This window comes from Methylocaldum sp. GT1BB (genome assembly GCF_051027545.1).
In the GTDB taxonomy this organism is placed as follows: Bacteria; Pseudomonadota; Gammaproteobacteria; order Methylococcales; family Methylococcaceae; genus Methylocaldum.
The window spans coordinates 1,351,381-1,374,261 of record NZ_CP194902.1 but is presented as its reverse complement, the minus strand read 5'-3'; the positions used below and the strand labels follow the sequence as shown (position 1 = coordinate 1,374,261).

The 22,881-nt window shown below is 54.6% G+C and carries 19 protein-coding genes and 5 tRNA genes; all 24 read right to left on the bottom strand.

Translation table 11 applies throughout. From position 1 onward, the window contains the following. Positions 1-24: 24 nt before the first annotated feature. The 24 genes from ACR2TX_RS07450 to lolB all read right to left on the bottom strand — a co-directional run bounded on the left by ACR2TX_RS07450 (position 25) and on the right by lolB (position 22,869). On the bottom strand, positions 25-1,092 hold the full coding sequence (locus tag ACR2TX_RS07450; RefSeq protein WP_077731940.1) for a PstS family phosphate ABC transporter substrate-binding protein: 1,068 nt from the start codon (positions 1,090-1,092) through the stop codon (positions 25-27). A 167-nt stretch (positions 1,093-1,259) separates the two neighbouring features. Continuing rightward, entirely contained in the window at positions 1,260-2,222 is a 963-nt protein-coding gene (locus ACR2TX_RS07445) for an alpha-L-glutamate ligase-like protein (protein ID WP_086133750.1), read from the bottom strand. A 4-nt stretch (positions 2,223-2,226) separates the two neighbouring features. Next, entirely contained in the window at positions 2,227-3,756 is a 1,530-nt protein-coding gene (locus ACR2TX_RS07440) for an inactive transglutaminase family protein (RefSeq protein WP_086133751.1), read from the bottom strand. A gap of 40 nt (positions 3,757-3,796) precedes the next feature. Further along, complete coding sequence (locus ACR2TX_RS07435) at positions 3,797-4,288, bottom strand: ATP-dependent zinc protease family protein (protein ID WP_240502618.1); 492 nt, start codon at positions 4,286-4,288, stop codon at positions 3,797-3,799. 287 nt (positions 4,289-4,575) lie between these two features. After that, the gene (locus ACR2TX_RS07430) at positions 4,576-5,175 is read right to left on the bottom strand and encodes a c-type cytochrome (protein ID WP_434131682.1); all 600 of its coding nucleotides are present in this window, start codon (positions 5,173-5,175) and stop codon (positions 4,576-4,578) included. 246 nt (positions 5,176-5,421) lie between these two features. After that, on the bottom strand, positions 5,422-9,615 hold the full coding sequence (gene rpoC / locus ACR2TX_RS07425; protein ID WP_077731957.1) for a DNA-directed RNA polymerase subunit beta': 4,194 nt from the start codon (positions 9,613-9,615) through the stop codon (positions 5,422-5,424). Between the two features lie 80 nt (positions 9,616-9,695). After that, a complete protein-coding gene (rpoB, locus tag ACR2TX_RS07420) occupies positions 9,696-13,772 on the bottom strand; it encodes a DNA-directed RNA polymerase subunit beta (protein WP_434131680.1) in 4,077 nt (1,358 codons plus the stop codon). A gap of 266 nt (positions 13,773-14,038) precedes the next feature. Next, positions 14,039-14,413, bottom strand: a complete 375-nt coding sequence (gene rplL / locus ACR2TX_RS07415; RefSeq protein WP_077731946.1) for a 50S ribosomal protein L7/L12 — start codon at positions 14,411-14,413, stop codon at positions 14,039-14,041. A 33-nt stretch (positions 14,414-14,446) separates the two neighbouring features. Continuing rightward, on the bottom strand, positions 14,447-14,974 hold the full coding sequence (rplJ, locus tag ACR2TX_RS07410) for a 50S ribosomal protein L10 (RefSeq protein ID WP_077731947.1): 528 nt from the start codon (positions 14,972-14,974) through the stop codon (positions 14,447-14,449). A gap of 205 nt (positions 14,975-15,179) precedes the next feature. Further along, positions 15,180-15,875 carry a 50S ribosomal protein L1 gene (rplA, locus tag ACR2TX_RS07405; protein WP_086133753.1) on the bottom strand — a complete coding sequence of 232 codons (696 nt, stop codon included), beginning with the start codon at positions 15,873-15,875 and terminating at the stop codon, positions 15,180-15,182. Then, on the bottom strand, positions 15,875-16,306 hold the full coding sequence (gene rplK, locus ACR2TX_RS07400) for a 50S ribosomal protein L11 (protein WP_077731949.1): 432 nt from the start codon (positions 16,304-16,306) through the stop codon (positions 15,875-15,877). The genes rplA and rplK overlap by 1 nt, the downstream gene beginning before the upstream one ends. Positions 16,307-16,400: 94 nt before the next feature. After that, complete coding sequence (nusG, locus tag ACR2TX_RS07395) at positions 16,401-16,934, bottom strand: transcription termination/antitermination protein NusG (RefSeq protein ID WP_077731950.1); 534 nt, start codon at positions 16,932-16,934, stop codon at positions 16,401-16,403. A gap of 1 nt (position 16,935) precedes the next feature. Further along, positions 16,936-17,313 carry a preprotein translocase subunit SecE gene (gene secE / locus ACR2TX_RS07390; RefSeq protein WP_077731951.1) on the bottom strand — a complete coding sequence of 126 codons (378 nt, stop codon included), beginning with the start codon at positions 17,311-17,313 and terminating at the stop codon, positions 16,936-16,938. 44 nt (positions 17,314-17,357) lie between these two features. Then, a tRNA-Trp gene (locus ACR2TX_RS07385) sits at positions 17,358-17,433 on the bottom strand. Between the two features lie 57 nt (positions 17,434-17,490). Then, positions 17,491-18,681, bottom strand: a complete 1,191-nt coding sequence (gene tuf / locus ACR2TX_RS07380) for an elongation factor Tu (RefSeq protein WP_086133754.1) — start codon at positions 18,679-18,681, stop codon at positions 17,491-17,493. A gap of 40 nt (positions 18,682-18,721) precedes the next feature. After that, positions 18,722-18,797: transfer RNA gene (locus tag ACR2TX_RS07375), tRNA-Thr, on the bottom strand. A 24-nt stretch (positions 18,798-18,821) separates the two neighbouring features. Then, positions 18,822-18,895: transfer RNA gene (locus ACR2TX_RS07370), tRNA-Gly, on the bottom strand. Positions 18,896-18,915: 20 nt separating this feature from the next. After that, positions 18,916-19,000: transfer RNA gene (locus tag ACR2TX_RS07365), tRNA-Tyr, on the bottom strand. A 48-nt stretch (positions 19,001-19,048) separates the two neighbouring features. After that, positions 19,049-19,639 carry an aminoacyl-tRNA hydrolase gene (pth, locus tag ACR2TX_RS07360; RefSeq protein ID WP_205780893.1) on the bottom strand — a complete coding sequence of 197 codons (591 nt, stop codon included), beginning with the start codon at positions 19,637-19,639 and terminating at the stop codon, positions 19,049-19,051. 43 nt (positions 19,640-19,682) lie between these two features. After that, a complete protein-coding gene (locus ACR2TX_RS07355) occupies positions 19,683-20,291 on the bottom strand; it encodes a 50S ribosomal protein L25/general stress protein Ctc (RefSeq protein ID WP_077732581.1) in 609 nt (202 codons plus the stop codon). 43 nt (positions 20,292-20,334) lie between these two features. After that, positions 20,335-21,288: a ribose-phosphate diphosphokinase gene (locus tag ACR2TX_RS07350; protein ID WP_077732582.1), complete on the bottom strand. Its 954-nt coding sequence runs from the start codon at positions 21,286-21,288 to the stop codon at positions 20,335-20,337. A 41-nt stretch (positions 21,289-21,329) separates the two neighbouring features. Further along, positions 21,330-21,404 (bottom strand) — tRNA-Gln (locus ACR2TX_RS07345). Between the two features lie 22 nt (positions 21,405-21,426). Continuing rightward, positions 21,427-22,263 carry a 4-(cytidine 5'-diphospho)-2-C-methyl-D-erythritol kinase gene (gene ispE / locus ACR2TX_RS07340; RefSeq protein WP_434132434.1) on the bottom strand — a complete coding sequence of 279 codons (837 nt, stop codon included), beginning with the start codon at positions 22,261-22,263 and terminating at the stop codon, positions 21,427-21,429. An 18-nt stretch (positions 22,264-22,281) separates the two neighbouring features. Continuing rightward, positions 22,282-22,869 (bottom strand): lipoprotein insertase outer membrane protein LolB, encoded by a 588-nt coding sequence (lolB, locus tag ACR2TX_RS07335; RefSeq protein WP_168175540.1) that lies wholly within the window; start codon positions 22,867-22,869, stop codon positions 22,282-22,284. Between the last annotated feature and the right edge of the window lie 12 nt (positions 22,870-22,881).

The following is a 22,881-nucleotide window of genomic DNA, read 5'->3' as shown; positions in this document are numbered from 1 at the left end:
ATATCGCTTCTCGAATGACTTTCGTCACATCGAGTAGTTCTTCAAACTCTTTGCATTCTGTGCAACCTCCTTGCGCTCGCTATTAGGCAAAGGAATCAGACCTTTATCCGTCAGATAGCCTTCCTCCCCCATGGCTTTCTCGCTCGTAAACTCCGCGACATAAGCTTCGATTCCCGGAATCACGCCGACGTGGGCCTTTTTAACATAAAAGAACATCGGCCGGGAAACAGGATATTGTTGGGCCGAGATAGTGTCGTAATCCGGTGCGATTCCATCCATGGGAATGGCTGAAATTTTGTCGCCATTTTGGTCCAAGAAACTGAAACCGAATATACCTAAAGCTTTGGGGTTGGCATTCAGCTTTTGAACGATCAAATTGTCGTTTTCGCCCGCCTCGATGTACGCGCCGTCCTCCCTGACCGTTTGGCAAATTCCTTTATACTGTGCTTCGTCCTTTTCTTTCCAAGCCTTAATCCATTTGAAGGTCTGACAGCCGCCTTCCAGCGCCAACTCGGCAAAGGCGTCTCGTGTACCGGAAGTCGGCGGCGGCCCCAGCACTTCGATCTTGACATTCGGCAAAGCCGGATTGATTTGGTTCCAAGTCTTGTACGGATTATCTACCAGTTTGTCGCATTCTTGGCAGGATGGATCGGGCACTTTCTTGGCGAGCGCCAGAAACACTTCGCGGCGCGTCAACTCCATCGCCTCCGCTGACTTGGCGTGGGCCAACACAATCCCGTCATAACCGATTTTCACCTCGGTAATTTCTTTTACGCCGGCTTTCTGACAGGCAGCCAACTCGGCCTTTTTCATCGGACGTGACGCATTGGCGATATCGGGGTATTGAACGCCAACACCGCTGCAGAAAAGCTTAATGCCGCCGCCGGTTCCGGTCGACTCGATTTTTGGAGTCTTGAATTTGCCGCCTCTCCCGAATTGTTCCGCGACTACCGTCGCAAACGGATAAACAGTCGAAGAACCCACAATACTGATGTAATCGCGGGCTGCTTCGGCGTGTGCCTTAGCGCCGAACAGCGCCATCGAGATGACCGCTGCGAACCCCAAGAATTTATTTTTCACTAGATCCCCCATCGTAAACTGAATATCAACCACGGCTAGATTCCGGAAATCGCCTCACAGCAGGACATTTTTAACAAAGAATTGTTACCGTAATATTTCAATCCGCCATGGGTCCGAACGCCGTATTTAGATCTCATCAACCTACAAAAGTGTGCCCCAATCAACTCGAGGCCGAAAAACTATGGATTTGAAGTGGCCAGGTTTTGTGCCAGCTCGACTCGGTCCTCTACAGAAAGCGGTATTTCAGCCATACGTTCGACTTGGCGCAAACGAGGCAGAATGCCGATTTTATTGGCGAGCTGAATGCTCAAGCCCGGTCTAGCGTTAATTTCAAGCATCAATGGACCAAAATTCTTATCCAAAACAATATCGACACCGATAAACCCCAACTTGACCAAATCGTGACAGCGCGCCGTCAGCGCAAGAATTTCACTCCAATACGGAATTTCCAATCCGGCTAGCTTGCCTCCCGTATCCGGATGCTGATCAATGGGCGTTTCGCGCCAGACACCGGAAAACGTTCGCCCACTCGCCAAATCTATCCCGACCCCAATGGCACCCTGATGGAGATTCGCCTTGCCGTCGGATAATCGCGTCGGCAGCCGCATCATGGCCAACACCGGCACCCCTCGGAACACGATTGTTCGGATGTCCGGCACGCCCTGATAGCTGATCTGATCGAATATCGGGTCGAATTTGACCCGATATTCGATCAACGCCGAATCGGGCAACCCGCCCAGACTGTACATACCGCTCAAGATATTGGAAATGTGATGCCCCACTTCATCATCATTGGCCAAAGCGCCACTGGCTTTTCGATGGCGTCCGTTTTGGCGGCCGACGATGATCAGGATTCCCTCGCCGCCGCTGCCGTGCGCCGGCTTGATGACGAAATCCTCATACGGCTCGACCATCTCCCTTAACTTCTCGATTTGATGTTCGATCTCGACGATTCCGTACAGTTTCGGCACGGCAATGCCAGCGCTCAAAGCAAGCGCTTTGGTTTTGGACTTGTCATCGACCAAGGGAAAATAGCGGCGGGGATTATACGGGAGAATGAAATCAGCATTGCGTTCGTTCATTCCCATAATTCCCTGGCCGCGCAGGCGCTCCCAAGGAAATCGAATGCTCCAAAATCCCATATGCCTATCGTCTCAGCGCCGCTCTGAAACGCCATAGCTCGGTCAGGCGATAACCGGTATAGCGTCCGAGCAACAAGGTCATAGCGAGTACCACCAAGAGGATTTCCGGGAACACAAACACGAGATGTCCGAGGGTTTTACTGCTCATAATGAGATAGGCAAGCGAAGCAACCAGCAGACTTCCCAGTCCTTGTTTCAGGGCTTCGGCAGGACCCGACTCTTCCCAAACCAGAGACATTCGTTCTATGGTCATCGCTAAAATCACCATCGGGAACAGGGCTATCGAAAGACCACGATCTATACCCAATTTGTGGCTAAATAAGCTGACCGTCGCCATCAGCAAGATAACGATGATCAGCACCGACGCCAAACGGGGAACCAATAGAAGCTTTAGATATTCCAGATAGAAGCGGATGAGGAGTCCCGACGCCACGAGTACGCAAAAAAGCATCACGCCCCATAAGAGTTCGGTCTCTCGAAAAGCCAACGCGATCAAAACCGGCATAAAGGTACCGAACGTTTTGATGCCGATGACATTGCGCAAGAACACGATAAAAAACGCGCCTACCGGCACCAAGAGCAGCACGCGATAGACGTTTTGAGTTTGTACCGGAAGGCTGAACAGAGAAAACTCCATGATGCGCGAACCCATCTGCCGCGCTCGCTGCTCGGCTACTAGGGTCATGTCCTGAGTATGTTTTCTCACCGAATATTCGACTTTGGCATGCTTGCCGCCCGTTACCTCGAGCACCGGAGAATCTCCCAAATGCCACACGACGGCTTCTTTGGGAAATCCGGTTTCACCCGTTTCCGGACCGAACGGCAGCCAACCGACACCGTCGAAGATTTCCAGCCAAGGCGTCAAGGCGCCGTGACTGATACCGTCCCTGAGAATCAGGACATGTGTCATTCGCGCCGGAACATCCGCGGCAGCCAGCAAATTTATGACTCGGCGAACCCAGTCTTCGGAACCCTGGATGTCCTGCCTGAGCAAAACGACGTTAGGATCGGGAGTCGGCGCATTAAGGCGCAACAACAGCTCACGGGCAAACGTAGCGGCATCGGCGGATTTGCTGCGCACCTCGTCCAGCAAGGCCCATGCGGCCGAACGCATCAACTCCGGAAACTCGGATGCCTGTACACTGGGTACCGAAGAGATTGCGGAAGGCAAGGTCGCCATCGGATCGCGGGCCAGATTAATGCGGTAATAAAGCACCTGATAACCTTTTACCCGCCGCACTGCCCATTCAGCGAAGCGCCGTGTCCCGTCATCCTCGGTCGTCAGGCCATAATTGCTGGATACGAAGTTCTCGTCGACGACCGTGTAACCAACAGGGGCGCGGGGAATGGAGAAATGCACCTTTACCGGCGTATCCCGCTTCGCCTTGAATTCGATGCGCGCCTCGACGGTCCACACTTCCGCCTGCTCTGTAGGCAGCAAAGGCAAACCGAGCCGGGTTACCTTGTACCAGCACAGCGAAACACCGATGGCCACCAAGACCAATGCCAGTATCTTAACGTGCAGGTTCCGCAAGAATTTATCCTACGTTAAGGGTGACAGTCGAACCGTGCGTCTATTTGCTTTTGTTTTGGTCAGACTCGCTAGACACACAAGGGTCGCTATCCGCTTTATACAAAAAGGTGTCCCCCGAGTCGACCAGCGCTACGTCTTTGAGAAAACTTCGGCCTAAAAGCACCGGGTAATTGAAATTGCTCCGATCGACAAGAGTGAACTCGGTTTCGTAATTTCTGCCATTCTTGCACAGCACCAGCTTCACGACGTCACGCTTGGTCGCGCGTGTCTTACGCTCCTTGATATAAACAGTCCGGACTAGAGGACGCTCAACCGTGATGGATTTATCGTCGTCGGTTCCGGTCAGCGTGAAACGTACCCATTCCTCACTATTTTTCGTAAAGTGCTCGATGTTGTCGGCATGCAAAGACGACGTTTTGGCACCGGTATCCAGCTTCGCCGTTATGCGGATGTTCCATGGCTTGAGAAACACGGATTCCAGCCAGCCCATGACGGCTTTTTCGCGGACGGCCGATTGCGCCTCGGCAGCCAAAATCGCGATTGAGAGTGTCAACAAGAAGATCAAGGTGCCGAATCGCATCACGAAGCTATAGATTTGGAGCACTCGTCTACGCTAACGGGAATCGACGAGCGGCGGAACACGATTAAGGACGTGAGGCTGGTGGCGTCGGATAGCTGCCAACGGCGTAGAATGGCACGACCGCAGATACTCTTCACATTCACCACGCGGGGAACGACTTGCCGAAGCTGACTTCTCCGGCAAGTACAAGAAAGCAAAACTAATTTAGAATCGATCCAAACCGGGGAGTTGGATCAAGACTAATCTTCGACTATCGTCAAACCTTTTTTCTGGCTCGCGTAATAAGCGGAGATATCCTTCATATCTTCCTCTGACAGCCCCTCGGCGATGCCATTCATGATCGGATTTTTCCGGGCCCCGGATTTGTAATCGTGCAAAGATTTAATGAGATAGCTCTCATGCTGTCCGGCAAGACGCGGAAAGTTCGGATCGGTCGTATTGCCGTCTTCTCCATGGCATCCCCCACAGCTTTCCGCTTTCCCTTGCCCGACTGCCGGATTGCCGGTAACGGGCAATTTGACGTTTATTGCACGGAACCGCGATATATAAGCGGCGATGTCCTCTATATCTCGATCGCTCATGTTTGCCGCGTTTCCAAGCATGCTTCCGTGCTTACGCTGTCCGGAGCGGTAAGCCTTAAGCGCTGAAACGACATAATCGGCGTGCTGCCCCCCGACGCGCGGCACATGATAGGTGGGATAGGCATTCGTGTACCCAGCCACCCCGTGACACCCTTCGCAAGTATAAAACTTCGTTTTTCCCGCTTCGGGATCTCCGGCCGCATTGACGCCCGGAACGATTAACGCACCAGCCAAACCTGCAGCCATCAGGCCCCACAAATTATTTGTTTTCATTCAATGTGCTCCAAGAATCTACGGACTTATCAAACTAGCGAAACAGGCGCCGCGATGAATTGCTCCCCCGCATAGACAGCAAAAACCCGGATTGAACCGGGCAGCATGTCGGGGACAACGAGGACCCCAAAGTTAAACGAATTATATTACCGATAAATCACTGTTTGACAATCGCTCGACAAAAAACGGCAAGCCGATTTTGAGAGATCGGCCCGCCGTTTGGATGCCGTCCTACATGCTCAGCGCTTGTTTCAAGGCTTCTTCTACGTCACCCGCATCGATCGTTGCTGCCGCTTCGACTTCCTCGCCCTCCGCGAGCTTCGCCCGGCGTTTGCGATCGAGATGGTAGGCCAATCCCGTTCCGGCGGGAATCAAGCGACCAACGATAACGTTTTCCTTCAGCCCGAGGAGCTTGTCGCTCAAACCGCGAATCGCGGCTTCCGTCAGCACACGAGTAGTCTCTTGGAAAGAGGCGGCGGAAATAAACGACTCGGTAGACAACGAGGCTTTTGTAATACCCAAGAGAACCGGCTCGTAGCACGCCGGAATCTTGCCTTCGGCCTCGGCCTTATCGTTCTCCTCCAGCACCCGCGCACGATCGGCTTGCTCACCCTTGAGGAAAATGGTGTCGCCGGGGTCCGTAATTTCAACCTTTCTCAGCATCTGGCGAATGATAACCTCGATGTGCTTATCGTTGATCTTCACGCCTTGCAGCCGGTAGACGTCCTGGATTTCCTTCACCAAATAAGATGCCAATTCGGCCACCCCACGAAGCCGGAGGATGTCGTGAGGCGTCAGATCGCCCTCGGCTATCGTTTCACCTTGTTCCACATGCTCGCCCTCGAACACCGTGATGTGACGCCATTTCGGGATGAGCACTTCATGCTGGTGGCCGTGGGCATCGGTAATAATGATGCGACGCTTGCCTTTCGTCTCCTTGCCGAAGCTGACGGTGCCGGTAGCCTCCGCCAAAATTGCCGGATCTTTCGTCTTACGGGCTTCGAAAAGATCGGCAACTCGAGGTAGACCACCGGTAATGTCGCGAGTCTTACTGGACTCTTGAGGAATCCTCGCCAAGACGTCACCGACCTGCACCAAATCGCCGTCGTGAATACCGATGATGGCACCGGCCGGCAGAAAATATTGGGCCGCGATTTCCGTAGAGGGAATCCGAATGTCGTTCCCTTGCTCGTCGACCAGCTTGACCATCGGCCGCAAATCCTTGCCCGCGCCACCTCTCTGCTTGGGATCGATGACCACCATGGAGCTCAAGCCCGTCACTTCGTCCGATTGCTCGCGAACCGTGACGCCCTCAATGAAATCGACCAGCTTGGCGTAACCCTTAACTTCGGTAACAACCGGGTGGGTATGCGGATCCCAGTTCACCACGACCTGACCGGCCCTGACCGGACTGCCCTCGCGTACCGACAAAACGGCACCGTAAGGGATCTTGTAGCGCTCACGCTCACGGCCGTGTTCGTCGATCACGCTGACTTCACCCGACCGCGAGACGGCGACCAGGTTGCCGTCCTTGTTGACGACCGTCTTCAGATTAGTCAGCTTGATCGTACCCGCGGATTTCACTTCCACGTTGCTAATGGCTGCCGACCGGGATGCCGCACCGCCGATGTGGAAGGTGCGCATGGTCAGCTGGGTGCCGGGTTCGCCGATCGACTGAGCCGCGATAACCCCAATCGCCTCGCCGCTATTGACCTTGTGGCCACGCCCCAGATCGCGTCCGTAACACGTAGCGCAAACGCCGTAGCGGGTTCTGCAGCTGATGACCGACCGTACGCGCACGTTGTCGACGCTATGGGCTTCCAGCACATTCACGGCGTGTTCATCCAGGATCGAGCCGGCGGTCAGGATCAACTCCTGAGTGGACGGATCTCTGACGTCCTCGGCCAATGCCCGTCCGAGCACCCGCTCAGCCAGAGGCTCGACCACATCGCCGCCCTCGATCAAGGGCGCCATGAGCAAACCGTCATTGGTGCCGCAATCGTCTTCGGTGATGACCAAATCCTGGGCCACATCCACAAGCCGGCGCGTGAGATAACCCGAGTTCGCGGTCTTGAGCGCGGTATCGGCGAGACCTTTACGAGCGCCGTGAGTCGAGATGAAGTATTGAAGAACGTCCAATCCTTCCCGGAAGTTGGCGGTAATGGGCGTTTCGATGATCGACCCGTCCGGTTTCGCCATAAGGCCGCGCATACCGGACAACTGGCGAATCTGCGCCGCGGAACCACGGGCACCGGAATCGGCCATCATAAAGATCGAGTTGAAGGACTTCTGCTCGGCGGTTTGTCCATCGGGCATCTCGACTTTTTCCGTACCCAGTCCTTCCATCATGACCTTAGCGACTTGGTCGTTCGCATGCGACCAGATATCGACGACTTTGTTGTAGCGCTCGCCGTCGGTCACCAAACCCGAAGCATACTGATTCTGGATCTCCTTAACTTCCAGTTCTGCGGCCCGGATAATTTCTTCCTTCCGAGTCGGGATAGCCATGTCGTCGACACCGAAAGACATGCCGGCGCGGGTCGCGTGAGAAAAGCCCAGATACATCAACTGATCGGCAAAGACAACCGTGGCTTTGATGCCCAAAGTGCGATAGCAGTAGTTGATCAGTCTGGAGATCGCCTTCTTGGTCATATCCTGGTTGATCATCTCGAACGGGATTCCCTCCGGCACGATGGTCCAAATCAGCGCGCGCCCCACAATGGTTTCAACCCGCTTAAACGCGGTCGTTCTTTCGCCGTTCTCCCCGACAATGGTTTCATGGATCCGAACATGCACGCGGGCATGGAGATCGACCGACTTGGTTTGAAACGCCCGATGAACTTCGGCCACGTCCGCGAAAAACATGCCGGTTCCCTTGGCATCGATTCTTTCGCGGCTCATGTAATAGAGCCCTAACACCACGTCCTGGGTAGGATTGATGATCGGCTCGCCGTTGGCCGGCGACAGAATGTTGTTCGTCGCCATCATCAGCGTGCGAGCTTCCAACTGCGCCTCCAGAGAAAGCGGAACGTGAACCGCCATCTGGTCGCCGTCGAAGTCGGCATTGAAGGCCGTGCAGACCAAGGGGTGCAACTGGATCGCCTTACCCTCGATCAGGATCGGTTCGAACGCCTGGATGCCGAGCCTGTGCAGCGTAGGCGCACGGTTCAGCAAGACCGGATGCTCGCGGATCACCTCGTCGAGAATATCCCAAACTTCCGCGCTTTCTTTTTCCACCATTTTCTTGGCGGCCTTGATCGTGGTCGCAAGCCCGCGGAACTGAAGTTTGCTGAAGATGAACGGCTTGAACAATTCGAGAGCCATCTTCTTCGGCAAGCCGCACTGGTGCAACTTCAAGGTAGGACCGACAACGATCACCGAACGGCCGGAATAGTCCACGCGCTTTCCGAGCAGGTTCTGGCGGAATCGCCCCTGCTTGCCTTTGATCATATCGGCTAGCGATTTGAGCGGCCGCTTGTTCGAGCCGGTTATGGCGCGTCCGCGACGGCCGTTATCGAGCAAGGCGTCGACAGCTTCCTGCAGCATGCGTTTTTCATTGCGCACGATGATGTCCGGCGCATTGAGATCCAACAGCCGCTTCAGGCGATTGTTGCGATTGATCACGCGGCGGTATAGGTCGTTCAAGTCCGAGGTGGCGAAACGGCCGCCATCGAGCGGAACCAGAGGACGCAATTCCGGCGGCAATACCGGCAAAACGGTCAGAATCATCCACTCGGGACGATTGTTGGACGAAATCAGCGATTCGATCGCCTTGAGGCGCTTGGTGTGTTTCTTGATCTTCGTTTCGGAATTGGTCGAATCGATCTCTTCCCGCAGCGTGGCTACTTCCGCGTTGAGATCCATGGTCTTCAGCATCTCATAGATCGCTTCGGCACCCATCTTCGCGACGAATTCATCGCCGTGCGTCTGTACCGCCTGCTGATATTCCTCTTCGGTCAAGAGCTGGCCGCGCGTGAGCGGGGTCATGCCATGATCGATAACGACATACGATTCGAAATAGAGCACCCGCTCGATTTCGCGCAGGGTCATGTCGAGCAGCAACGCGATTCGAGACGGCAGCGATTTGAGGAACCAGATATGCGCGACAGGGCTGGCCAGTTCGATATGGCCCATGCGCTCCCGACGGACTTTGGACAGAGTCACTTCGACGCCGCATTTTTCGCAAATGACGCCGCGATGCTTCAGGCGTTTGTATTTGCCGCAAAGACATTCGTAGTCGCTGACCGGGCCGAAAATTTTTGCGCAGAACAAACCGTCGCGTTCCGGCTTAAAAGTACGGTAGTTGATCGTTTCGGGCTTCTTCACTTCTCCGTAAGACCAGGACCGAATCATATCGGGCGAAGCAAGACTGATGCGGATGCTATCGAATTCTTCCGCCTGGTTTTGACGCTTTAAGAAGTTAATGAGATCTTTCACAGACGTTCTCCTAAATTCGGTTCTGCCGATCCGGACCTTTAGACGGTCCGGATCATGCGTCTAGCGTATTAGTCCTGTTCCAACTCGATGTTGATGCCGAGGGATCGAATCTCTTTGATCAACACGTTGAACGACTCGGGCATGGCCGCCTCCATGCGATGGTCACCATCGACTATGTTCTTGTAGATCTTGGTACGCCCGGTGACGTCGTCCGATTTGACCGTGAGCATTTCCTGAAGGGTATAGGCTGCGCCATAAGCTTCCAGCGCCCAGACTTCCATCTCCCCGAAGCGCTGACCGCCGAACTGGGCCTTGCCACCCAAAGGTTGCTGCGTAACCAGACTGTACGGTCCGGTGGAGCGGGCATGCATCTTATCGTCGACCAGATGGTTAAGCTTGAGCATATACATATAGCCGACGGTGACGGCCCGATCGAAGATTTCGCCGGTACGTCCGTCCGTTAGCCGCGTTTGGCCGCTTTCCGGTAGATCCGCCAAGCGCAACATGGTCTTGATATCGTCCTCGGTGGCACCGTCGAAAACCGGCGTAGCCATGGGCACCCCTCCCCTGAGGTTGGAGGCGAGTTCGAGAATCTCGTTATCGGACAACAGGTCTAAATCTTCGTTCTTGCCACTGCAGTTATAGACTTCCTTCAAGAACTGGCGCGTTTCCTCGATCTTGGCCTTGGCTTCCAGCATCTTGCCGATCTTGAGCCCCAACCCTTTGGCAGCCCAGCCAAGATGGGTTTCCAATACCTGACCGACATTCATACGCGAAGGCACGCCTAGCGGGTTGAGCACGATGTCAACTGGAGTTCCGTCCGCAAGATAAGGCATATCCTCGACGGGGACGATCTGAGAAATAACACCCTTGTTACCGTGGCGTCCCGCCATCTTGTCACCCGGCTGGATGCGACGCTTGACGGCCAGATAGACCTTGACCATCTTCAAGACCCCGGGCGGCAAATCATCGCCCATGGCGATCTTTTTCTTTTTTTCCTCCAGCCGCTTGTTCATTTCCTCGCGCTGCTGAGCGATCTGCTCGGCGATGGCTTCGAGTTGAACGTTCAAGTCTTCGTCTTGTAGGCGAATCTCCAGCCACTGGGACTGTTTGAGTCCCTCCAGATACTCGCGGGTGATTACCTCTCCGGAGCGCAGCCTGTTCGGGCCCGATTCGGCCAGCTTGCCCAGCAGCATCTGCTCCACACGCTGGTAAAAGTCCTTTTCGATGATCCGCAACTGGTCGTTCAGGTCCTTCTTGACCCGGTCGATTTCCGCCTGCTCGATCTGCTTCGCCCGATCGTCCTTTTTGACGCCGTCACGAGTGAACACTTGGACGTCAATGACAGTGCCGTCCATGCCGGAGGGCACGCGCAGAGATGTGTCTTTCACATCCGACGCCTTCTCGCCGAATATGGCCCGGAGCAGTTTTTCTTCAGGGGTCAGCTGGGTTTCGCCTTTGGGCGTGACCTTCCCCACCAGAATATCGCCCGCCTTTACCTCGGCCCCGATATAAACGATCCCGGACTCATCCAGCTTGGCCAGCGCGGCTTCGCCGACATTCGGAATATCGGCAGTGATTTCTTCCGGTCCGAGTTTAGTATCGCGAGCGACGCAAGTTTTTTCCTCGATATGGATGGTCGTGAAGCGGTCGTCCTGCACCACTCGTTCGGAAATCAGGATAGAGTCCTCGAAATTGCATCCATTCCAGGGCATGAACGCCACCAGAAGGTTCTGACCCAAGGCTAGTTCACCCATGTCGGTGGACGGTCCGTCTGCGAGGATGTCGCCCTTCGCGACGCTGTCACCCAGTTTTACTAGGGGCTTTTGATTGATACAGGTGTTCTGGTTCGACCGCGTGTACTTGGTCAGGTTGTAGATATCGACGCCCGGTACGCCTGCTTCGGTTTCGTCGTCGTTCACACGCACGACGATACGTCCGGCGTCCACGAACTCCACCGTCCCGCCACGCTTGGCGATAACCGTTACCCCGGAATCTCTGGCTACGATGCGCTCCATGCCCGTGCCGACCAAGGGCTTCTCGGTCCGCAGTGTCGGTACGGCCTGGCGCTGCATGTTGGATCCCATCAATGCCCGGTTGGCGTCGTCATGCTCCAGGAACGGGATCAGCGATGCCGCGACCGACACGATCTGGCGTGACGACACGTCCATGTAATTGATTTGATCGGCCGATGCAAGGGTAAACTCGTCTTTGTGCCGGCAAGAAACCAGGTCATCGATCAGTCGACCATTTTCATCCACCTTGGCGCTGGCCTGAGCAATGAAATACTTGCCCTCTTCAATCGCGGAAAGATATTCGATTTCGTCGGTGACGATGCCGTCGATCACCTTACGGTATGGCGTTTCGAGAAATCCGTATTCATTGGTACGCGCATAAACCGCCAATGAATTGATCAGACCGATATTGGGTCCTTCCGGCGTTTCGATGGGACAAACGCGCCCGTAGTGGGTCGTATGGACGTCTCGCACCTCGAAACCCGCACGCTCCCTAGCGAGGCCGCCCGGTCCCAAGGCCGAAACACGGCGCTTGTGGGTCACCTCGGACAACGGATTGTTCTGGTCCATGAACTGAGATAACTGGCTCGAGCCGAAGAACTCCTTGATCGATGCCGCGACCGGTTTGGCATTGATGATTTCCTGCGGCATCAGGTTCTCGGCATCCGCCAAGGACAGGCGCTCCTTGACGGCGCGCTCGACGCGGACCAGACCCAGCCGGAACTGATTCTCCACCATTTCGCCAACGGACCGTACACGGCGGTTGCCCAGATGGTCGATATCGTCGACCGTGCCTATGCCGTTACGAATATTGATGAGTTCCCTGAGGACATCAATTATGTCTTCTTTCGTCAGTACGCCCGGTCCGGTAATCTCCGAACGCCCGAGGCGGCGATTGAACTTCATCCGACCGACCGCCGACAGATCATAGCGGTCCGGGGAGAAGAAAAGATTGTCGAACAGCGTCTGCGCGGCTTCTTTGGCTGGCGGCTCACCGGGCCGCATCATGCGGTAGATTTCCACCAGCGCATCGAGCTGAGTCTCGGTCGTGTCGATCCGCATGGCGTTCGCCATGTACGGGCCGCGGTCGAGGTCGTTGATGTAAAGCGTGTCGATGGCCTCGATGCCGGCCGCAATGATGCGGCTCAATAGGTCCTCCGTGATCTCGTCGTTCACCTTGGCCACCAACTCTCCTGTGCTCGGGACGATCACATTATGAGCGAGAATTTTGCCATAGAGGTAATCCCGCGGCACGTCCAATTGCTTCAGCCCCGCTTTATCCATCTGCCGGATGTGCCGAGCCGTGATCCGATGCCCCTTTTCTACAATCATCTGACCATCGGCCTTGATGTCGAAACTGGCGATGTCGCCACGCAAACGTTCGGGAATCAAATCAAGCAGAATGCCTTCTTTGATAAACGAGAAGCGATTGGTCTCGAAAAACAGTTTTATGATCTGCTCGTTATCGTAACCTAGGGCCCGCAAAAGAACTGTGGCGGGCAGCTTTCGCCGACGGTCTATTCGTACGTAGACACAGTCCTTGTGATCGAACTCGAAGTCCAGCCAGGATCCCCGATAGGGAATGATCCGCGCATTGAACAGAAGCTTCCCGGATGAGTGGGTCTTTCCGCGATCATGATCGAAGAACACGCCGGGCGAACGATGCAGCTGCGAGACAATCACGCGCTCCGTTCCATTGACAACGAAAGTCCCCGTGTCCGTCATGAGCGGGATTTCGCCCATGTAAATTTCCTGCTCTTTGATATCCTTCACGACCTTGGCACTGGCAGGCGCCTCACGGTCATAGATCACCAAACGCACCAGCACACGCAAGGGGGCCGCGTAATTCGCGCCCCGCTGCTGACATTCTTTGACATCGAACGTGGGCTCGCCCAAGGAGTAATTTACGTATTCGAGAATGGCATGCCCAGTATGGCTCTCGATCGGAAAAACTGATCTTAACGCGGCATGCAGACCCTCATCGACACGCTTGCTGGGAAGAACGTCAGCCTGCAGAAATCTCTTGTATGAATCGACTTGGGTTGCTAAAAGATAAGGGACTTCAAGTACGTCACGACGCTTGCCAAAGCTGTTACGAATGCGTTTTTTTTCGGTGAAAGAATAGGCCATAGTGGTTCCTTACCTTAAATGTTCAAACGAAATTACCACGATGTCTAAAAGGAAATTAGAAGACTCGGATGACCACTTGCGGATTAGAATTAGACATAGGACAGTAGAAGTAATTCGGCCGGGGACTCGATTGCACTGTACGCCTCAACTGCTCTCCGCTAGGACGAGCCATACACGTTTACGAAAGATCGTCGCAAGCGCCGAAAGGCCGGCAGCCATCAGCTGCCAGCCTTATAAAGGTCGACTTAGGTCAGACGGAGCAACAATTATTTAATTTCAACCGCAGCGCCGGCTTCGACCAATTGTTTCTTGATATCTTCGGCCTCTTGCTTGCTCACGCCTTCCTTGACCGTCGAAGGAACACCTTCGACCAGATCCTTAGCCTCCTTCAGACCCAAACCGGTGATCGCGCGAATCACTTTGATGACGTTCACTTTGTTATCGCCGAAGCCGGTCATAACAACATCGAACTCGGTCTTTTCTTCAGCCGCCGGTGCAGCCGATGCTGCCGGTGCCGCTACAGCTACCGCAGCTGCGGCGGAAACGCCGAATTTCTCTTCCATGGCGGAAATCAAATCCACTACTTCCATCACCGTCATGTTGGCAATGGTTTCTAAAATATCTTCTTTAGATACAGCCATCGAAATACTCCAAAATAAATCTTCTAACCTTGCTTACGCTGCCTGCTTTTGATCGCGCACCGCTGCCACCGTCCGAACCAGCTTGGCATGAGGCTCCGCCAGGGTTCTGACGAACTTCTCGATCGGCGCTTTCATTACGCCCATCAACATGGCCAAAGCTTGTTCTTTGTTCGGTAGCTTGGATAGCCGTTCGATCTCCGAGGCGCCATACAGCTTTCCACCCACAGCAACCAACTTCACTGCCAGTTTTTCATGCTGCTTCGAAAAGTCGTAGACCACGCGAGCCGCGGAACCTGGATCTTCAATCGAAAATGCCAAGATCAACGGCCCGACCAACCCTTCTTGCATGCACGCAAACTCGGTGCCTTCCACGGCCCGACGGGCGAGGGTGTTTTTGATAACCCTCAGATACACACCCGATTCGCGCGCAACCTTACGAAGGTTGGTCAGTTCAGAAACGGTTAACCCGCGATACTCTGCAGCTACTGCAGAGTGCGCTTGAGCGGCAATAGCAGCGACTTCTGCGACGACGGCTTTCTTGTCATCCAGTCTTAGCGCCACCTTTTACCTCCAATAGTAGTCTGAACAGTTGGGAACCATTCAGAGCCAAAAAACATCCAGAATCAGGATGCCCCTAAAAACGGCTCCTTTCACCGATCACGGATTCAGTACACCGTCTGCGCAGGCTTTATCGATTAAGCGCACCAGGCGCGCCTGCGGTCTTTGACGGTTACCGGCGGTGCCGGCAACCCAAAGTCTGTCTTACTTATGCCGCCAGACTACCATGATCGACCTGCAATCCAGGCCCCATGGTGGATGACACGGTAATTTTCTTCAGATAGACGCCCTTCGATGTGGAGGGCTTCGCCTTCTTAAGGTCGGATAGTAGCGCCTCGAGATTCTCCTTCAGCGCCACCGCCTCAAAGTTCACTTTGCCGATGGTGCAATGAATAATGCCTTTCTTGTCGGTTCGATAACGAACTTGTCCCGCCTTGGCGTTCTTGACCGCCCCTGCCACATCCGGAGTTACCGTGCCGACTTTGGGGTTGGGCATCAGGCCGCGCGGACCGAGAATCTGACCTAACTGCCCCACCACGCGCATTGCGTCCGGCGAAGCAATGACAACATCGAAATTGAGTTCACCTGCCTTGACTTGAGCGGCGAGGTCGTCCATACCGACGATATCCGCACCAGCCTCTCTCGCCGCGTCGGCGTTAGCGCCTTGCGCAAACACGGCGACACGAACGGATTTTCCGGTACCATGGGGCAGCACGGTCGCACCACGAACCGCCTGATCCGACTTTCTCGGGTCAACACCGAGATTTACGCTTACATCGACCGCCTCGACAAACTTGACTGTCGAAAGCTCTTTCAAGACAGCGAAGGCCTCGTCGGCAGCGTATATTTTTCCAGGCTGGAGCTTTTCTTTGATCGATTTAGCACGCTTACTCAACCTCGCCATTACACACCCTCCACATTCAGGCCCATGCTACGCGCACTGCCCGCTATAGTACGGATCGCTGCATCCATATCGGCCGCAGTCAGGTCAGGCGATTTCAAGGTGGCGATTTCCGCCAACTGCTCGCGAGTAACGGTTCCCACTTTGTTTGTATTCGGGTTGCTGCTACCCTTAGCCAAACCGATCGCTTTTTTCAGCAAAACCGAGGCCGGAGGCGTTTTCGTGATGAATGTAAAGCTACGATCGCTATATACCGTGATAACAACGGGCAGAGGCAATCCCTTTTCGACACCTTGCGTGTGAGCATTGAATGCCTTGCAAAACTCCATGATATTTACACCGCGCTGGCCGAGCGCCGGCCCGACGGGAGGACTGGGATTTGCTTCACCGGCCTTGACCTGAAGCTTAATATATGCGGTTATTTTCTTTGCCATTATTTACTCCTGATGGGTGATAACGCTTTAAAGCTCCCCATGCCCGCAACATACTGCCTACGCTCGCCGCGGGAAATTATGAACAACAGTAGGATTATGCTTTTTCGACCTGACCGAAATCGAGCTCAACCGGCGTTGAACGCCCGAAAATCAAAACCGACACACGGAGTTTGTTTTTCTCGTAATTGACTTCTTCCACCACGCCATTGAAGTCCTTAAAAGGACCCTCAACTACTCGGACAACCTCACCAACCTCGAAAAGCACCTTTGGCTTTGGTTTCGTTGCGCCTTCTTCGACCCGACTCAAGATGGCCTCGGCCTCCCGATCCGAGATCGGCGCCGGCCGATCCGATGTTCCGCCGATAAAACCAAGAACTCGCGGAACCTCTTTAACGAGATGCCAGGTTTCGTCGTTTAGCTCCATCTGAACCAGAACGTATCCCGGAAAAAACTTGCGCTCGCTTTTCCTTTGCTGCCCCATACGCATCTCAACAACCTCTTCTGTAGGGACAAGAATCTTCCCAAAGAAGCGTTCCAAGCCCGACCGCTTAATTCGCTCTTCCAGAGAACGCTTTACTTGATTCTCGAAATTGGAGTACGCATGCACTACGTACCAACGCAATGCCATGCTATGCCCCCTGCCCGGTCAGTTGGCTAATTACCCAGAACAGGAACATATCTAGCAGCCACAGCATTAAGCCGACAAGGAAAACCAAGGCCATAACGATTAATGTTGCCTGCACCGTTTCTTGGCGCGTCGGCCACACCACCTTTCTAACCTCAACCCTCGCCTCTTTCAGAAAACCCCAAAAGCTCTTTCCGAGCGAGGTCGTTAAAATCATTGCAACCGAGGCTATCGACAAGCCGACGACACCGAGCACTCGGTACAATAAAGACTGCTGAGAGAAGTAGTAAAAACCGACTACTCCAGCAATCAACAAACCGATTGCGAGCACGAGCTTCGCCGTGTCGATGACCGAAGAACCTGACTCTGCTCGAGCAGCCATGAACACCCTAACCAAAATTAAAAGCGATTACTTTGCAGCAGAGATGGCAGGCCAGGAGGGACTCGAACCCCCAACCTGCGGTTTTGGAGACCGCTGCTCTGCCAATTGAGCTACTGACCTATATACCCTGCCGACTTGACAAGTCGCCCGCGCGGTAACGCGCAGAACCCGCGACTTCTACTCCAACACCTTGGACACGACACCGGCCCCGACGGTCCGGCCGCCTTCGCGTACCGCAAAGCGCAAGCCTTCCTCCATCGCGATCGGCGCGATCAATTTCACCGTGATCTTGACGTTGTCCCCCGGCATGACCATCTCCACCCCTTCCGGCAACTCCACCGCCCCCGTCACATCCGTCGTCCGGAAGTAGAACTGCGGCCGATAGCCATTGAAGAACGGGGTATGACGCCCACCCTCTTCCTTGGACAACACGTAAATCTCCGCTTCAAAATGGGTGTGCGGGGTAATCGTGTTCGGCGCCGCCAACACTTGACCACGCTCCACATCTTCCCGCTTGGTGCCGCGCAGCAACACCCCAACGTTATCGCCCGCCACCCCTTCGTCCAGGAGCTTCCGGAACATCTCGACACCGGTGCAGGTAGTCTTGGTGGTCTCACGCAGACCAACAATGGAAATCTCGTCCCCAACCTTGACCTTGCCGCGCTCGATCCGCCCCGTCACCACCGTGCCGCGCCCCGAAATCGAGAACACGTCTTCGATCGGCATCAGGAACGGCTTCTCAATGTCGCGCTTCGGCTCCGGAATATACGCATCGAGCGCATCCACCAGCTTCAAAATCGCCGGCACACCGATCTCGCTCTGATCCCCTTCCAGCGCCTTCAGCGCCGAGCCACGCACGATCGGAGTGTCGTCTCCGGGGAAATCGTACTTGGACAGCAGCTCGCGCACTTCCATCTCGACCAATTCGAGCAGCTCGGGATCATCCACCATATCGGCCTTGTTCAGAAAGACTACGATATAGGGCACCCCAACCTGACGCGCCAACAGGATGTGCTCACGGGTCTGCGGCATCGGACCATCCGCGGCCGAGCACACCAGAATGGCACCATCCATCTGCGCCGCACCGGTAATCATGTTCTTGACGTAGTCGGCGTGACCGGGGCAGTCGACGTGCGCATAGTGTCGTGTGGGGGATTCATATTCCACGTGCGCCGTCGCGATCGTAATGCCGCGCGCCCGCTCTTCCGGCGCCGCATCGATCTGATCGTATGCCTTGAATTCGCCACCAAAGCGCTCCGCACCCACCTTGGTCAGAGCCGCCGTCAGGGTCGTCTTGCCATGGTCAACGTGACCAATCGTCCCGACGTTCACATGCGGCTTTGTGCGCGTAAACTTTTCTTTGGACATCCGCCAATACCCCTTAATCTGATAACCGATACATTCAAACTGGAGCCCATAACCGGACTTGAACCGGTGACCTCTTCCTTACCAAGGAAGTGCTCTACCGACTGAGCTATATGGGCAAGAAACCTGACGCCCTTTTTTGCTGGAGCGGGTGATGGGAATCGAACCCACGCCATCAGCTTGGAAGGCTGAGGTTCTACCATTGAACTACACCCGCGCACAAAATCCTAAATCTAATGGTGGAGGGGGAAGGATTCGAACCTTCGAAGGCAGAGCCGTCAGATTTACAGTCTGATCCCTTTGACCGCTCGGGAACCCCTCCAAGGGTTAAGATGTGAATTATTCGGCATTCGATTGTCGGTGTCAATATTCAAGACGCGCCAATTCTTGAATCGTTATGCAGACAGCTTGTTACAGCGCCGAGGTCCCCCTGCAAGATCGCGGGAAACAGCTCGATCACTCGAGAAATTGCGCGATCTATTGATTCGCGCTCGTCACTACCCGGCTTGCCGAGCACATAAGGTACGACATCGTCGCGATTACCGGGGTGACCGATGCCAATGCGTATACGACAAAACCCAGCCGCCCCCAACTTGTCGATTAGATCCCTCAAACCGTTATGCCCCCCGTGCCCACCGCCGCATTTCAGTCGAGCGACACCAGGAGCAAAATCGAGCTCATCGTGAGCCACCAATATCTGCTCGACACCGATTTTATAATATCGAGCCAGTGCCGCGACCGATTGCCCACTCCGGTTCATGAACGTCATCGGCTTTAGGAGCAGAACGCTTTCGTTTTCGAGTTCCGGCGTCGCGACCAATCCCTCGAAACGCCGATCCTCCCTAAACGGAACGCCATACGAAGATGCGAGCTCATCCACAAACCAAAACCCGGCGTTATGCCGGGTTTTTTCATATTTGGTCGTCGGATTCCCTAAACCGACAACCAGCCGGAATCGAATAGACAAAAGCCCCTCCCGGCCATTTTGTCAGCAATGAACCAGCCTATTCAGCCGGACTCTCCGACGATTCAGCAACCTTCCCGGACTGAATCGCCGCGACCGGCAAATCGTGCTCCGGTCCATGAGCGAGAGCGAGAATTTCAACTCCTTCAGGCACCTTCAAATCCGAGAGATGGACCGACTGCCCCACATCAACATGCGCCAGATCAACCTCTATGTATTCGGGTAGCTGGTCCGGTGTACAAGCGACCTCCACGTCGACCAAGTTGTGGGTTACTACCCCGCCTTTTTTCACGCCAACCGAGATATCCTGATTGACGAAATGCAAAGGCACATGAACGCGAATCTTCTCTCCCCGGCTTACACGCTGAAAATCCATATGCATGATAATCGGCTTACTCGGATGCCTCTGCAAACCCTTCAGGATCGCCCGCTCCTCTCGTCCACTGACCTTAACAGTCAGAACATGGGAATAAACGGCCTCGCTCTCCAGACTCTTCACGACCTTATTGTGCTCCAGCACCAAGCCAATCGGGTCGGCGTTACCGCCGTACAAAACCGCCGGAACCTTGCCAGCCCGACGCAGCCGCCGCGCATCACCTTTACCGGTATTCGTTCTCAATTCAGCATCAAAGACAAAACTGCCTACCATCTTTCTCTCCAAAATACTCTTAGCAGTGAGTTAAAAAATTGGATCAATCTACATAAAGCGAACTGACCGACTCGCCGACCGCGATACGGCGTATCGTCTCCGCCAACATCTCAGCGACGCTCAACTGCCGGATCTTTTTACATTGCTGAGCATCCCGACGCAGCGGAATCGTATCCGTCACAACCAACTCATCGAGCACCGAATCTTCGATATTTTCTATCGCCCGCCCGGACAACACAGGGTGAGTACAATACGCCACTACTCGCCGCGCACCATGGTCCTTTAATGCGCCGGCCGCCCGGCACAAGGTTCCGGCCGTGTCCACCAGGTCATCGACCATGATACAGGTGCGCCCTTCGACATCGCCGATGATATTCATCACTTTAGCCTCATTCGGCCTCGGACGACGCTTGTCGATGATCGCCAAATCGGCATCGTCGAGACGTTTGGCCAATGCCCGCGCCCTTACCACCCCACCCACATCGGGGGAAACAACAATCAGATTCTGATATTTCTGCCGCCAAACATCGCCCAATAAAATTGGCGACGCGTAGACGTTATCCACAGGAACATCAAAAAAACCTTGAATCTGATCGGCATGGAGATCCACGGTCAACACCCGATCCGCTCCTGCCGCACAAATCATCTTGGCAACCAGCTTTGCCGTGATAGGAACGCGGGCCGACCTGATCCGTCGGTCTTGACGCGCATAGCCGTAGTAAGGAATCACTGCCGTAATCACGGACGCCGACGACCGACGAAAAGCGTCGATCATGACGAGCAATTCCATGATATTTTCATTGATTGGCGCGCAGGTGGGCTGAATCAGAAAAACTTCTCGCCCACGGACATTTTCCTCGATCTCGACTGCTATTTCGCCGTCAATGAATCTTCCAATGGTTGCCATCCCCAAGCGCATGTTCAGCTTGCGCACAATGCCTTCGGCCAAGGCAGGATTGGCATTCCCGGAAAACACCATAAACGAGGCGTCTGTCATTCAAGACACTCCAAAGTCGAGACGTCGAGTCGGAATTACTATGGCTGGGGCGCCAGGATTCGAACCTGGGAATGCCGGGATCAAAACCCGGTGCCTTACCGCTTGGCTACGCCCCAATAATGTTGTTGACGGCCCTATTCAGACCAGCTTCAGCGCCTGATGGAGAGCCGACCGATTCCGTCCTCGCGCGACAAACACCGACCAGTCGCTCTCTAATGTCATGGCCGCCGCCCGCGCATCAGCTTCATCAGAAAATGCGGCAAACACGCAGGCCCCGGTACCGGTAAGTCTGGCGGGCGCAAAACGCCCCAAACTGCTCAAGGCAACTCCAACTTCCGGGTAGAATTCCGAAACCACAGGCAAACAATGGTTTTCCTGCTGCCCCGCAAGAAAGTCCACTATTTTGATCGGTTTGTTATTTCGTGTCAAACCGGGCGCCGAAAAAATTTGCGCGGTCGCCACATGGCAGCTAGGCACCACGACGACATACCAAGGCTCCGGCAGCTCCAATGGAGTCAACACCTCCCCAACCCCCTCGGCCCAGGTCGAACAACCATTGACAAAAACCGGAACGTCAGCGCCCAACTGCAGACCCAACACCATCAGATCCTGCAAAGACAAGCCTGTCCGCCATAAGGCATTCAACCCAAGCAGCGCTGTTGCGGCATCCGAGCTTCCGCCCCCAAGCCCACCTCCCATGGGCAGATTTTTCTCAATTTCAATCTCGACTCCGTATTCAACATCGGTTACGCGACGCAGGAGTTGCGCAGCCCTTACCGTGAGATCCTGCTCTTCCGGCACACCGGGGAGCGGGCTCAACAGCCGAATGCGGCCATCGGAGCGACGGCGCAGCGTAATCCAGTCGCAACGATCGATGAATTGAAATACGGTTTGGAGCAAGTGGTAACCATCGTCTCGCCGGCCCACTATTCTCAGCATTAGATTAAGCTTGGCCGGTGCTGGCAGACGAAGCACTTCCGCGTCCATCATGCACTACCCCTTAACACGCCAGCTATCCGCTATTAGTTTGAGCCTAACATCTGGCCCTTGAATCGCGATCTTCTGCGGCATAACCCGGCCCCCCACATTCATATAATTTTGGAATTGGAGCGTCCAACCCGATTGCCTAAACCCCAGCAAGGAACCGGACTCCCCATAAACAGGGGTATGCGTTTCGTTCGGATCGGGCAACCCCACAATCCAGTACCGCAAGCTCGACAATGGCACGGCAAACCCCAGCCGGTCCTTTAACATGGCATCGGGATCGCGGGACAACTCCGTAACCCCATCGCCTTCGTTAACGTAAATCAGGTCTTTTTGCAGAATGATAGAAACCATGCCCTGGCTAAAAGGCCCCGACACTCGCAAGCGATCCTGCTCCGCATCGTGCTCCCAGAACAGATTAGCCTGCCAGGCATCGTTCGCGGTTTGCACGCCAATCCGCCCCTCCAGCTGCCAGACTTTTAAGTCATAATTTTTCTCTTCGGCCTTTGGGGCTAGAGCAGGACGAGGCGGCTCCTTTTTGAAAACAGCGCAACCGGTCAGCGACGCGACCAACACAAAAACAAGGAATCTAAACAAAATTAGGCCTTT